Source organism: uncultured Microbulbifer sp., from assembly GCF_947498635.1.
Lineage (GTDB): Bacteria > Pseudomonadota > Gammaproteobacteria > Pseudomonadales > Cellvibrionaceae > Microbulbifer > Microbulbifer echini.
Window position 1 is genome coordinate 65,573 of sequence record NZ_CANMKV010000015.1, and the last position, 13,300, is coordinate 78,872.

Sequence of the window (13,300 nt, forward strand, 5' to 3'; positions counted from 1 at the left end):
GTGAGTCGAGTACTCGCCGCTTTTGCCAGAGGTCGCACACAGGGAATGAAACTGGAATCAAGCATGAAGGATTGGGTGGTTCAATGGCGGCGCTTCGCCACTTCACTGTGGTCGCTTTTTGTAGAGAAAGATTGTCAGAAGAGCGCCGCGGCGCTCACTTATATGACGCTTTTCGCCATAGTGCCATTGGTGACGGTGAGCTATGCAATGTTGTCGCTGTTCCCAGATTTTGCTGGTTTACAGACCCGTTTACAGGAGCAGATCTTTTCTCACTTCGTGCCACAAAGTGGGCGTGAGGTGCAGGAATATATCAGCAGTTTTTCCGCCCAGGCCCAGCGGCTCACCGGCCTCGGTATTGCCATGCTCGTAGTGACCTCGGGGCTCACACTGCGCAGTATAGAAGGTACCTTTAATTCGATTTGGGACGTGTCCCGAGGGCGCAGTGGGGTTTCGAGTTTTCTCCTGTACTGGGCCATTCTCAGTTTAGGGCCAATTCTATTGGGCGCCGGGCTCGCCGCCAGTACTTTTTTGCTTTCGCAGAAATTGTTTTTAGGGGGTGAGGAAGGGATCGGCATGATGGCGGTTGTGCTGCGGGTATTGCCGTTTATTTTTACCAGTATTGTTTTCACTCTGCTTTTTGTCGCCGTGCCCAATTGCTATGTGTCACTGCGCCATGGCATTGAGGGTGGGGTGGTCACCTCCATCGCCTTTGAAATTATGAAGTACCTGTTTGGCGCTATTGTTGCGCGCAGTTCGGTACAGGCCATCTACGGAGCCTTTGCTTTTGTACCCCTGTTTCTGCTGTGGATTTATATGATGTGGATGTTGGTGCTGGCGGGTTGTGTACTGGTACGCACCTTGTCGGTATACCGCGCTGCAACCCAGGGGCGCCAGCACTCGGATTTGGTCGCTACTTTGGTTGTTCTCTGGCAAATGTTTAAAGGTGGGCGACACGGCAAACCTCTTCGGGAGAGAGATATTTCTCTGCTTGGGATTAAGTTTATTCAGTGGCGGCGCCTGCGCGATATTTTACAGGGGCACCGGGTGATCGCTCAGACCGATGGAAGTGATTACGTCCTGTTGCGCGATCTGAATTCAGTGTCGTTGATGGAGCTGGCGGGCTGGTTGAGTCCGCAGTGGATTCCCGCGGGGATTCCCGACGACCTGAAAGGATTTGAATGGTACGGTGAGGTGGAATGCCGTTTTGCCAATGCGCGCAGTACAGTGAGTGAGCAGCTCGGTGTAACGATCGGGTCTCTTTTTGAGACGGCCCTGAATAAGGACGATGAAAAGTATCGATACGCGCAGGGTGCGCTAGAACATCAAAAGACAGATCAAGAAATTGCGGGACCAGCTGAGGAAGACGATGTTGCAAATAGCGATAACAAAAAAAACGAAGAAAACTCTGGGGGTAATCTCTCTATTCTTGGCAAGCGCAATAAGCGGCTGTGATGGCGAACCTACCCTGCAAACCACGAGCGGCAATCCCGTTGCGATTGAAGGGAAAACGATCCTGGTTAACTATTGGGCGGAGTGGTGCCAACCCTGCCGTGAAGAAGTGCCGGTGCTCAATGCGCTTGCCCAGAACAACAGCGACCTGGTGGTAGTGGGTGTGAACTTTGATGGTTTGCCGAAATCCACCGTTATCGAGCAGGCGCAAAAACTCGGCATAGAATTTCCCCTGTTGGCGGGAGAGCCTGAGGGCCGTTGGGGGCAACCCTGGCCGGAAGTACTACCTACCACTTTTGTAATTGGAGCCGACGGCCGCTGGAAGAAAACACTGGTGGGTCCGCAAACTGCCGAGGACTTCAGGGCCGCTCTGCAGTAAGCCTAACCAGCGAATGGAATTTATAAAACGATAACTAATGTAACCAGAATTAAAGTAACTATAACCAAAGTATCTATAGGGCGCGGGCGTAACGCTGCTAGCATGCCGCCACTTTTCCGTTTGCCCAGGGTGGGATTTTCATAACATGCACATCGGCGCTTTTGTTCTGCTTACAGGTTTTGTGGTTCTGTTGTTTGGCCTATACCGCTGGCAGCGGGGTAGAGCTACGCTCGCCCCCGGTGTTTTTGCCGGGTTGTTACTCGGTGTGGGGTTCGGAGCGCTATTACAAATTTCGCGTAACTGGGGTGTAGCGCCCGATGAGGTTTTGCCCTGGATTCAAATGCTGGGCAATGGCTATGTAAACCTGCTGTATATGCTGGTTATGCCTCTGGTGCTCACTTCTATTCTGGTGGCGGTGGTAAAGGTGAGCCACACTCAGGCGCTGGGTAAAATCAGTGTTTCTGTATTGGGGGTTTTGCTCGGCACCACGGCGATAGCGGCCCTGATTGGTGTGGCTATGGCGGAGTTGTTTGGACTCTCTGCTGCGGGGCTTGTTGAGGGAACCCGTGAGGCGGCGCGGGTGGAAGTACTGAATGAACGTATCGGGCGGGTGAGTGGCCTTTCCCTTCCGGAAATTATTACTTCCTTTATCCCGAGGAATATTTTCCTGGATTTAACCGGAGCCCGTTCCACTTCAGTGATTGCTGTGGTGATTTTTGCCGTATTGCTTGGGCTCGCTGCCCTGGCTGTGCGTCGCGAGTTTCCCAAAGAAGGCGCCGCGATTGAGCGCTTTGTGCATGTTGCGCAAGTTTGGATTATGAAACTGGTGCGCCTGGTGATGGCGTTTACGCCCTATGGGGTGATGGCCCTGGTCGCGGGCCTGATTGCCAAGTCCAGCTGGGCAGATATCGCCAATTTGTTCGGTTTTGTGGTGGCTTCCTTCTGTGCCATTGGTCTGATGTTTGTCGTGCACGGGCTGCTGCTGCTGGTGAATGGGGTCAACCCCCTGCAGTATTTCTTCAAAGTCTGGCCGGTGTTGGTATTTGCTTTTAGCTCACGTTCCAGCGCCGCCACTATTCCTCTCAATGTGGAAACCCAGGTCGATGCGCTGCGCAACTCTCCAGCCATCGCTAATTTTTCCGCATCTTTCGGCGCCACTATCGGCCAAAATGGCTGCGCAGGTATCTATCCCGCCATGCTTGCCACTATGGTGGCGGTGCCTATGGGGATCAATGTGTGGGACCCCCTGTGGTTGGCCACTCTGCTTGCGGTGGTGGTAATCAGTTCTTTTGGTATTGCCGGGGTGGGCGGTGGAGCAACTTTTGCCGCTCTGGTGGTACTGCCAGCGATGGGCCTGCCAGTGACTATCGCGGCACTGTTGATTTCCGTCGAACCGCTGATCGATATGGCGCGCACTGCCCTCAATGTGAATGGCGCTATGACCGCTGGCACCCTTACTCAGCGTTGGCTCGGCGATGAGGTACCGGGCGCGGAAGTTGTGGAGGGGTGAGGCCCGCAAACATTGACGGGACGTTATTTCTTATCCGTCCCGCCGGGGCCGGCAATGTCTGTTGGTTGTGTGATCGGGGTTTCGGATAGGGCGGCGAGGGGGCAGAGGTGCCTGCGCAGCGGCTGTACGATTTTGTGGAGCTCTGGTCATGGTAGTGCGGTGATGGCTGCTGGCAACGCTATTCGGTGCCAGGCCACGCTCCGACTGGGGCTCTGAGTAGAGCTGGCAGGCCCTACGGGCTGTGGGTTGAGTGGAAAAGCTCTTATGAAGCCCGATACTCTTGGCGATCGCAGGTGTAATTCAGCGTCTATTCAGATCAATTTGACTAATCTGGCCCCCGTTGATGAATAACGGGAGATCGATTGTGCAACTTTTCAAGCAGTTTATCGCTGGCGCGGCAGTTGCCGCGCTGGTGGCATTGAGTGCTACCGCCAAAGCGGGGCCTCAGGGCTACGCAGACCCCTACGGTGCCGACAATTACGATTTCGCCCGTGTCACCGAGGTGACTCCCGTCTACACCGAAGTAGAAGTACGCTCTCCACGCACCTACTGCCGGGATGAACAGGTGGCCTATCGGGAGCCGACCTCTCCGGCAGGTACACTGGTTGGTGGATTGATCGGCGCAGCGGTGGGCAATAGCCTGGGCCGAAGTGGCCATCGGGGTCGCTATCATCACCACGGTGGCAATCGCGGTGGGGCTACAGTGGCTGGAGCCTTAGTTGGTGCTCTGGTGGGCAACCAGGTCAGCCGCGCCAACTCCCGGACCTATTACGCCACAGAATCCCGCTGTCAGGTTGTCGACGAGTTCAGCTCGCGTAGGGAATTAGTCGGATACGATGTCCGCTATCGGTATAATGGTCAGGTTTATCTGACTCGCACCGATTACCATCCGGGCGATAGAATCCGGGTTCGTGTCGCAGTCTCGCCGGCGCCTTGAGCGGGTGAGAGGGCGGTCGAAGATCGTTAAAGGTGGAAAACCAGGACATCCACAGGAGCCGCACCGTGAAATCCAGCCGCACTTTTTTACGGCATTTTATTCTCCTACTCGCTCTGTTACCGGGGCTATGTGCCGCCTCCTGGCAGGGGGGGATTGCCTCCGAGAGGGAAGCCTACCGGCATGACTTCCGCTGGGCACAGGACGGGGGGGTCTCCAGGGAGAAGGCCGCCTCAATGGTGAAGCGGCGTTACGGCGGCAAAATCCTGTCGGTTTCTGAAACCCGCAGGAAGGGCCAGGCGGTCTACCGGGTGAAGGGGTTGTCTGACAAGAGTCAGGTCTATGTGGTCTTTGTGGACAAGCGCAGCGGGCGTATCTCCCGTTAATTGTCTGCTGCTTTGGATATAGAGTACAAAGATTGGTCCACAGCAGATAGATCCGCAGTACTAGCCGTACAAAGGAAAAGAATATGCGCGCACTATTGGTCGAAGACGAAGTTCTACTGCGACAGCAACTGGCGGACTCACTGCGCGATGCCGGTTATACCGTAGATGAGGCCCCAGATGGGGAGGAGGCGCTCTATCTAGGGCGCGAATACCCCTACGATATAGCGGTGATGGATCTGGGCCTGCCCAAAATGGACGGCATCCAGGTTATTCAAACCCTGCGCAGGGAAGACAAACATTTCCCCATTCTGATTCTCACTGCCCGAGGCCACTGGCAGGAGCGTGTGGCGGGATTGGAAGCTGGTGGCGACGACTACCTAGTAAAACCCTTCCACACCGAAGAACTGCTGGCGCGCCTGAATGCCCTGGTGCGCCGCTCCGCCGGTTTCTCCTCTCCGACTATTAAAGCGGGGCCGATTCTACTGGATACCAGTTCTCAGCGGGTCACCGTCAATGACGCTGAATTGGAGCTGACCTCTTTTGAATATAAGGTTCTCGAATACCTGATGCTGCACCCGGATGAAGTGGTGTCGAAGACCACCCTCACCGAACATATCTATGAGCAGGATCGTGATCGCGATAGCAATGTGATCGAAGTGTTTATCGGGCGTCTACGCAAGAAATTTGATGCAGCGGCGCAGCTGAAGCCCATCGAAACTTTGCGCGGACGCGGATACCGCTTCGTCGCACCACGTTAGCTAATCTGAGATGCGCCTGTTTTCCTTTTGGCTGAACTCCCTCAAGGGCCGCCTGGCACTGGTGACCAGCTTGGTACTGGTGGCTTTTATGCTGCTTATTTCCGGTGTTTTGGAGCACGCCTACCGCACCTCCCTAGATGAGGCTAAGCAGCGCGAATTGCAGCTGTACATTTACACGTTACTGGCACTGGCTGAGCCTGAGGGTGATAGTTTGGTGCTGCCGCCGGAGCTGCCCGAGCAGCGCTTTAATCAGCCGGACTCCGGTCTGATTGGGGCGGTATTGGATGGTGAGGGCCGGGTTATCTGGCGCTCCGAGTCGGCTTTGGCCATGCCGGAGATAGAGTTTTCCCCACTGCCCCAAGGGCAGCAATCCTTTATGCCGGTTTCCCTACCGGGCGGCGATGCCAATTACAGCAGTTTTCGCCAGGGCGTAGCCTGGGGCCTGGAAGGTGAAAACCCTTTTACTTTTGTGGTACTGGAAGATGCTGCGCCGTTACAGGCGCAGGTGGGGCAGTTTCGCTCCACCATCTGGAACTGGCTGGGGGTCGTCGCACTGCTGCTGATTCTGGCTCAGTGGCTGGTGCTGCGCTGGGGTTTTGCCCCCTTGCGGGCGCTGGCCCAGGCCCTGCGCGATATGCAGCAGGGCGGCAGCGACCACCTGGAGGGGGATTTTCCCCAAGAGCTGCGCCCGCTGACCGACAATTTAAATCTATTGATTGAAAACGAGCGGCGACAGCGAGAAAAAACCCGCCACACCCTGGCCGATCTAGCCCACAGTTTGAAAACCCCTTTGGCGGTGCTCAAGGGGCTGAGCCTGGAAAAAGACCCTCTGGCTGCCGGTAAAACCCTGGCGGACCAGGTACAGCGCATGGATAGCATTATCAGTTACCAGTTGCAGCGCGCGGTAACCAGCTCACCAAAATCGATTTTGCGCGGCACCCCGGTGGCGCCGCTGTTGGAAAAGATCCTGGACGCCCTGGAGAAGGTGTATCGCAGCCGACCCAGTGAGGTACACAAGGATTGCGCCAAGCACGCCCTATTTTATGGCGATGAGGGCGATTTGATGGAGCTGCTCGGCAACCTGTTGGACAACGCCTACAAGTACGGCGCAGGTGAGGTATACGTGACTATCGACAATCCCGATGATGGGCGCAAGCTGTCGATTTGTGTTGCCGACAATGGACCAGGCCTCGACGGCAATAAGTGGCGGGAAGTGACCCAGCGCGGTGTGCGCGCCGATCAGCAACAACCGGGCCAGGGGATAGGCCTGGCTGTTGTGATGGATATTGTCGAGAGCTATCAGGGGCGAATCAGCGCTGAACCTCTGTCCCAGGGGGGGACGGCAATTACCGTACAGCTGTAATTGCCCCTAAGCGATCACCTTCAACCCGCTCTAATTAGAACCAACTTTCCTGCATATCGAATGGCAAGCTGTTGCCACTTTGCAGCAGCGCGATCCAGGGCTGGATATTGGGAAGTTCCCACTCATGGTAAAAGCGGGCGGTGTGTATCTTGCCGCGGTAGAAATTTGCATCCTCTTCGCTTACTGTCCCATCCAGGGCTTTCGCAGCAATGATTGCCTGACGCAGCCAAGTCCAGGCGACCAGAATACAGCCAAAGACATCCAGATATAGGGTGGCATTGCTGAGGCCGCGATCGACATTTTCCTGAAGCTGGGTAAACAGGGCCATACCAGTTTCGTCGAGCTTCTCCAGGGCTGCTTCCAGAGCATTGGCCATGGCAACCAAACATTCCTTGTCACGCGCCTGCATTACCGTATTGCGGATTTCTGCCTGTAGCAGCTGGTAGGCCTGGAAATTTTTGCTCGGCACCTTGCGCGCGAGCAGGTCCAGAGCGTGGATACCTTCGGTGCCTTCGTGAATCGCATTGAGGCGGTTGTCGCGGTATAGCTGCTCGAGGGGGAACTCGCGGATATAACCGGCTCCTCCAAGTACTTGGATTGCCAGCTCATTGGCCTTGAGGCAGTACTTGGATGGCCACGATTTCACTACAGGAGTGATCAGGTCTAACAGAGTCGCGGCGTGTTGGCGCTGCTCTTCGGTAGGTGCACTGTGCTGGTCTTCATACAGTGAGGTCGCGTAAACACTCAGGCCCAGGCCGCCCTCGGCATAGGCCTTTTGCATCAGCAGCATACGGCGCACGTCGGCGTGCTGGATAATCGGAATTTGCTTTGAGGCGGGGTCGCGGTTGGAGGGTAGGCGACCCTGGGGGCGCTCCCTGGCGTATTGCAGAGAATAAACATAGCCTTGATAGCCTAAAACCGAGGCGCCGGCGCCAACGCTGATACGTGCCTCGTTCATCATCTGGAACATGTACTTGAGCCCTTGGTGGGGCTCGCCAATCAAATAGCCTATGGCACCCTGATCTTCTCCGAAGCTCAATACCGTAGAGGTGGTATTGCGATAGCCCATTTTGTGCAGTAACCCGGCCAGCTTGACATCGTTGCGCTCACCCACTTGGCCGTGTTCGTCAAGGAGGAATTTGGGAACCAGAAAAAGGGATATTCCTTTGACCCCGGTGGGTGCACCTTTAATTTTTGCCAGTACTAGGTGAACGATATTTTCAGTCAGGGACTGGTCGCCACCGGAAATATACATTTTTTGTCCGCGAATTCGGTAGCTGCCGTCTCCCGTAGGTTCCGCGCTCGTGCGAATATCGGCGAGGGCGGAGCCCTGATCGGGCTCGGTCAGAGCCATGGTGCCGGCGAAGCGGCCATCCATCATTTGGGGTAAGAACTGCCCCTTGAGCGTCTCACTGCCAAATGAGCGAAGCAGATTGGCGGCGCCAATGGTGAGGAAGGGGTAGCTGGCACTGGCGATATTGGCCGCACTGACATAGGCGAGGGCAGTGCGCATGATGATTTCGGGAAGCTGTAAGCCGCCCTCTTCGAAATCGCAGTGGGCCGCGAGAAATCCAGCCTCGGAAAATGCGTCCCAAGACTGTTTGGTCTCCTCGATCAACAGTACCTTTTCCCCATCAAAACTGGGTTCATTGGCATCCCCTTTGGCATTGTGATTGGCGAAAAATTTCTCGGCAATCGTACGCGCGGTTTTCAGTGTTGCATCAAAAATTTCGCGAGAGTGTTCGCTGTAGCGCGGCCTTTGCAGCAGCGCTTCGGTATCGAGAAATTCATAGAGAAAAAATTCGGTATCGCGCTCGTTGAGCAATGGATGGGCCATGCCTACCTCGTAATTTATTTTTATTCAAAATTTACTGACCCGGTAATGGAGACGATGGATTCTTATCGATTTCATTCGGCCAGTGATCGATCCTGTCACATCTATGAGTCGTACTTGTTCGTTAACTGGGTTGCATGCCAGGTCAGTTCACAAGTAAACGCGCCCAGATGTGAAGGGGCAATGACTTTTTGTGTGATCGCACTTGGCGATATGGTGGGAGAGGGTATTCAGGTGTACGGGGTATGCGGTTTAAGCCCTATATTAATGACCTGTTGAGATAGCAGGTTTAATCCGTAGCGTTTTGGTAGGCCGGTGCAGCCCCCTCCGTAGGGCGGGGGATTACTTGATTCCACAGTCCGCGGGCGAGTTCCGAGGGATTCTTTCTACAGCCATCGGCAATCCAGGCCGCAATGGCTTGCGCCACATCAGGCCACTGGATACGCAGAGGAGGGGGGTGGTTTTTAAGCCATGAGCGGATACTGTTGGCGTTGATTGAGCTTACAATCTTGGCTAGGCGCAATTGCGCCAATGCTTTTGCATTGGCCTCCTGCTCAAACTGGTAGGCGAGTGGGCGGCTTAGTATCGGTTTGCCCAAGGATAACGCCTCTGCCAATAATTCAAATCCACTGTTGCAAATCACTGCCCTGGCATTGGCCAAATCTCTCTGGAAGCCTTCAGTGGATGGTGCTTTTATTTCGATATTTTCGGCGGTGGGCAAATTTTCCGGTACGCCGTACACAACAAATTGCCGTTCGATCCTGGATAATTCTTCGAGCATTGGGGTGGGGTGCTCAAATGGCAGGTAAACGAGAATATAGTTTGCGGTGTCGTTTTCAGGTTTGGGTTGTGGGGGGACAATCGGGGGGAGTATAGGATTGCCGAAATGGTGCCAGTGCAGGCCCAGACTCTTATTTGTCGGTGCAAAAATGCGCAGAACGGTATGAAACAGCCAATTAAATCTGGGCATAGGGATAGGGTAGAGAAAAGCGTATTGGTGACCAATTCCTACGCTGGGTTTTTTACGCATTTTGGCCGCCCAGGCAGTAACGGGTTCGTAGTCGCTAATCACCAGATCAAACTCGTTGAGGGGGAGTTCACGAACATCTTTAATGAAGCGGCGAATCTTCAGTTGGGCAAGAGTGGTAAAACTTTTTAGGCGGCCTTCGCTGTGTACAATGGTCATTCCCTCGCGCCACCAAAACTGCCCAAACAACTCCATGCCAAATAAGTTTTCCTTTGGCCGCCCAGAAAATAACCACTGGATTTTGATTTCTGGATACTGCTGTAATGCTTTGGCCAGGGTGCGTGAGCGGGCAATGTGTCCATTACCTGTAGCCTGCACGCCGTAAAGTATTTTCATAAAAAAACTGCGCCCATGGCTAATGCAACACAGCTACCGAGGATGGCCCCGGCAAAAATATCAGAGGGAAAATGAACCCCAAGACCTACTCTTGCAGCACCGACACCTGTGGCCCAGATGAACCCCAGTCCCCATATTGGGCTGACTTGATGAGTCATATATGTAATGAAAAGAAAGGCTGCTGAGGTATGCCCAGACGGCAGGCTGAAGCGGTCGTGGGCGATTATAATTGGACGCATGCCGGGAATAGCCTGGGGTGGGCGTCTGCGACGGGTAGTGTTTTTAATGGTCCAATACAGAGAGCGTTCCACTGCCAGCGCAGAACAAGCGACAATAAAAAGCTGGATGGCCGCATTGGCAATGACATAACTGACCAGAACCACGACCGTGAGCCAGCCGTCGCCAGACTTGGATAGCCACAGATACCTTTTTCGTGAAGTCGGGCGTGCCGCCCGTTCCGTCAGGTACAGGACCAGGGACACATCAATACTCTTCAGGTTCATGGATAAGTCTCGCATCCCGCAAACTTAAGAATTGATTATTGCACGGAGTTGACCAAATGATGTCGCAATTGTGAAATCTCCAAATAGAGATTTTTTACGACGTTTAAGCGATTTATTAAAATTTGGCAGAAAATTCTTAATGGCGAGTTTCTAGTGGGAGTGGGAGACAGGTTTGGTCAGTGAGACAAAAGGAGCAACTTAGTTGCTCCTTGCGCCACGGCAAAATAGAAATACAGGAAACAGGGGAATTATCGATTAAGCGATTTTGATGTCGATCGCACTGGAGCCCGGCAAACTTTCTACAAGTTTGGGGCCGCAGAGTTTGGATGGAGTGAAATAGCCGCCTTCGCCTCGGTAGTCGAGCAGGTATTGCATGACCGAGAGAGAGCCGGAGACGGTAACATCGTAGCCATTCGCCGTTGTGACGCGCCCCACTTTGCGCTCACCGCGTCGGTCATTGCGGACCTCCCCCCAGACCCAGGTCTTTTGACCTGCGCGAAGCTCTTCAGTGGGCCCCTGAACAGACCTGCCTACCTTGGACTTCAGCCAATTTTGCAACCAGCGGCTACGCAGGAGCCAGCGAAATCCATTCAGGTGTTTTAGCTTCTTGGCCCGCGCCGGACTCATTGGAATATAGGCCTCTATATTTTGGATACCGGTTGAATGGTAAGCCGTGGAAATATCGCCCCAGGGAATCGCCACGGCAAACTTGTCGCCCCTGCCAAAGTCGATGCGACGGGTTAGCTGGCCATGGCCGATAGTCTCAATTTTACCGTTGCGCCGAATGGCACCGCCTATCCCCAGGCTTTCGATAGAAGTCTTGGCTGTACCGGGACTCAACTTGGAGTCTGAATCAAAGCCTAGAGTCAGGTGCGTAGCCGATGGCAGGGCGTTGTGTAATGCCGCCGCCAAGCAGTCCGTGGGAATTACATCAAAACCTGTGCCTGGGCACAGCACTATCCCGGCCGTTTTGGCCGCGCCGTCCAGCCTTTGAGCAGCTTCGTAAACGTCGATTTCGCCGGTGATGTCCTGGTAGTGAGTGCGGCTGTTGAGGCAGGCCCGCATCATGGGTTCGGCTGTCGTAGAAAATGGGCCGGCACAGTGGATGACCAGATATATATCCTGCAGGCTGCGCTCCAGGATTTCTGCAGTATCCAGGTCAATGGCCATGGCTGGCAGGTTCAATGCATCCGCCAGGGGCTGTAGCTTTTGGGCATTGCGCCCCGCCAGAATTGGGCGGAACCCCTGGGCTACGGCCTGGCGCGCGATCAGCTCGCCGGTGTAGCCATAGGCGCCATAGATCATAATGTTTTTATTGTTCACCGGAGGTCCTTGTGCAGTCTAGGGCTGATGGATTGTGCAGGACGCGCCTGTTCCTCTACCCGATGTTTTTTATACTTGCCGATGGAGCTTTACCGGGGTTTATTGCCCAGGGGTACAGCGGGTCGGGTTTATATCGGCTAGAAGGCTTTTTCGAGTTTGAAGCGGGGTAGGGTGCAGCCATTCTGATCCAGAGTTTCGGTAAACATGCTTAATGGCCTCGCCGATAGTACATACTCACCATAAAGGGCGCGGTATATAACTAGCTGTTCATCGGTCTCGCTGTGGGTAGCCGTGTGCAGGACTTCGTAAAGATTGCCTTTGTAGTGACGATATAGGCCGGGTTTCATGGCTAAAAATTAACTCAAGTGGTGCGGGGATAGCTGCAGCTGTTCGACTCGTCGGCCGTGGAGAACTGCCACACCGGAATAGCGGTGTTCCCCGGTGGAAGTAAATTCAAATTCATAGTGACGCTGCAGGCTGATCTGGCCTCGCCGGTCACGTTTCAAGCGTGTGCGTATTAGCAAGACGGTATCGTCGAGCAGCTGCACGCCCAATTGTTTGCAGTGATTGGACGCTGCGCGCTTTACCTGTTCTTTTGCCGCCATATTCGCCCAGATATACCAAGCCGCGGCTGCTAATAACAGGAACCAAAGAAGATCGCCAGGTGAGTAGTACATTGTTCTACAGTTGCTATGATCGCGTTGCGCAAGAATAACATTGAAGGGGTAGGGATGTCTGGCACCATAATGATTACAGGCTGTAATCGTGGCATAGGTCTCGAGTTAGCCAGCCAATTTGCCCAGGATGGGTGGCGTGTATTTGCCTGCTGTAGGGATCTCAAGAAAGCAGAGGATCTCCAGTCACTACAGGCGGAGTTTCCTCGGGTACAGCCACTTCAACTGGATGTGACCGACTATGACCAAATGATCTCGCTCGGCAAGGCTTTGCATGGGGAGCCAATCGATATTCTCCTCAATAATGCCGGTTATTACGGTCCAAAGGGCACCAGCTTTGGACAGGTGGATCGCGAGGAATGGCGCCGTGTGCTGGAGTCGAACACGATCGCCCCCTACATGATGGCGGAAACCTTCTGTGACAATGTGGCGGCCAGTGAGTACAAGCTGATGGCCATGATGAGTAGCAAGGTGGGCAGCATTGCCGATAACCGCTCTGGTGGCGGCTATATCTATCGAAGCTCAAAGACGGCTCTCAATCAGGTTGTTAAAAGCCTATCGATCGATCTTAAAGAGCGGGGAATTGCGGTGTTGGCCCTGCACCCCGGCTGGGTGCAAACTGCGATGGGGGGCCCCGGAGCCTTGATCTCAGCGGCGCAAAGTACAAAAGCGCTGAAAAAAATTCTAGTTGGTGCGGATCTGGGGAAAAGCGGTCATTTTTACAACTATGATGGCAGCGAAATTCCCTGGTAACTCGGCAGTCGATACTTCAATGCAGATATTCTAGGAGACTCATTTAACAAGACGCTATTTCCCGGAGGGGA

General features: G+C 54.2%; 14 protein-coding genes. 8 read left to right on the forward strand and 6 right to left on the reverse strand.

The annotated features are described in order from the left end of the window. Positions 1 to 63 precede the first annotated feature (63 nt). The 7 genes from Q1A69_RS09870 to Q1A69_RS09900 all read left to right on the forward strand — a co-directional run bounded on the left by Q1A69_RS09870 (position 64) and on the right by Q1A69_RS09900 (position 6,779). Positions 64 to 1,452 carry a YihY family inner membrane protein gene (locus tag Q1A69_RS09870; protein WP_299584712.1) on the forward strand — a complete coding sequence of 463 codons (1,389 nt, stop codon included), beginning with the start codon at positions 64 to 66 and terminating at the stop codon, positions 1,450 to 1,452. Next, positions 1,427 to 1,828: a TlpA disulfide reductase family protein gene (locus tag Q1A69_RS09875; RefSeq protein WP_299584715.1), complete on the forward strand. Its 402-nt coding sequence runs from the start codon at positions 1,427 to 1,429 to the stop codon at positions 1,826 to 1,828. The genes Q1A69_RS09870 and Q1A69_RS09875 overlap by 26 nt, the downstream gene beginning before the upstream one ends. Before the next feature lie 145 nt (positions 1,829 to 1,973). Beyond that, positions 1,974 to 3,338, forward strand: a complete 1,365-nt coding sequence (locus Q1A69_RS09880) for a cation:dicarboxylase symporter family transporter (protein ID WP_299584718.1) — start codon at positions 1,974 to 1,976, stop codon at positions 3,336 to 3,338. A gap of 364 nt (positions 3,339 to 3,702) precedes the next feature. Next, positions 3,703 to 4,275, forward strand: a complete 573-nt coding sequence (locus tag Q1A69_RS09885; protein WP_299584721.1) for a glycine zipper 2TM domain-containing protein — start codon at positions 3,703 to 3,705, stop codon at positions 4,273 to 4,275. Between the two features lie 65 nt (positions 4,276 to 4,340). Beyond that, the gene (locus Q1A69_RS09890; protein WP_299584724.1) at positions 4,341 to 4,658 is read left to right on the forward strand and encodes a PepSY domain-containing protein; all 318 of its coding nucleotides are present in this window, start codon (positions 4,341 to 4,343) and stop codon (positions 4,656 to 4,658) included. Positions 4,659 to 4,741: 83 nt separating this feature from the next. Then, entirely contained in the window at positions 4,742 to 5,416 is a 675-nt protein-coding gene (locus Q1A69_RS09895; RefSeq protein WP_299584726.1) for a response regulator transcription factor, read from the forward strand. 10 nt (positions 5,417 to 5,426) lie between these two features. Then, positions 5,427 to 6,779: an ATP-binding protein gene (locus Q1A69_RS09900; RefSeq protein WP_299584729.1), complete on the forward strand. Its 1,353-nt coding sequence runs from the start codon at positions 5,427 to 5,429 to the stop codon at positions 6,777 to 6,779. 34 nt (positions 6,780 to 6,813) lie between these two features. On the opposite strand, the gene Q1A69_RS09905 is transcribed toward Q1A69_RS09900, so the two are convergent. The 6 genes from Q1A69_RS09905 to Q1A69_RS09930 all read right to left on the reverse strand — a co-directional run bounded on the left by Q1A69_RS09905 (position 6,814) and on the right by Q1A69_RS09930 (position 12,479). After that, on the reverse strand, positions 6,814 to 8,616 hold the full coding sequence (locus tag Q1A69_RS09905) for an acyl-CoA dehydrogenase (protein WP_299584731.1): 1,803 nt from the start codon (positions 8,614 to 8,616) through the stop codon (positions 6,814 to 6,816). A 286-nt stretch (positions 8,617 to 8,902) separates the two neighbouring features. Next, positions 8,903 to 9,976, reverse strand: coding sequence for an MJ1255/VC2487 family glycosyltransferase (locus Q1A69_RS09910; protein WP_299584734.1), 1,074 nt, complete (start codon positions 9,974 to 9,976; stop codon positions 8,903 to 8,905). Beyond that, a complete protein-coding gene (locus Q1A69_RS09915; RefSeq protein WP_299584737.1) occupies positions 9,973 to 10,479 on the reverse strand; it encodes a phosphatase PAP2 family protein in 507 nt (168 codons plus the stop codon). Before Q1A69_RS09915 ends, Q1A69_RS09910 begins: the two co-directional genes overlap by 4 nt. A gap of 255 nt (positions 10,480 to 10,734) precedes the next feature. After that, entirely contained in the window at positions 10,735 to 11,802 is a 1,068-nt protein-coding gene (locus tag Q1A69_RS09920) for a saccharopine dehydrogenase NADP-binding domain-containing protein (protein ID WP_299584740.1), read from the reverse strand. 137 nt (positions 11,803 to 11,939) lie between these two features. Further along, positions 11,940 to 12,149 (reverse strand): DUF1653 domain-containing protein, encoded by a 210-nt coding sequence (locus Q1A69_RS09925; RefSeq protein WP_299584743.1) that lies wholly within the window; start codon positions 12,147 to 12,149, stop codon positions 11,940 to 11,942. 9 nt (positions 12,150 to 12,158) lie between these two features. Beyond that, positions 12,159 to 12,479, reverse strand: coding sequence for a DUF3301 domain-containing protein (locus Q1A69_RS09930; protein WP_299584746.1), 321 nt, complete (start codon positions 12,477 to 12,479; stop codon positions 12,159 to 12,161). Between the two features lie 54 nt (positions 12,480 to 12,533). On the opposite strand from Q1A69_RS09930, the gene Q1A69_RS09935 reads away from it, so the two are divergent. Further along, positions 12,534 to 13,229 carry an SDR family oxidoreductase gene (locus Q1A69_RS09935; RefSeq protein WP_299584749.1) on the forward strand — a complete coding sequence of 232 codons (696 nt, stop codon included), beginning with the start codon at positions 12,534 to 12,536 and terminating at the stop codon, positions 13,227 to 13,229. The last annotated feature ends 71 nt before the right edge of the window (positions 13,230 to 13,300 follow it).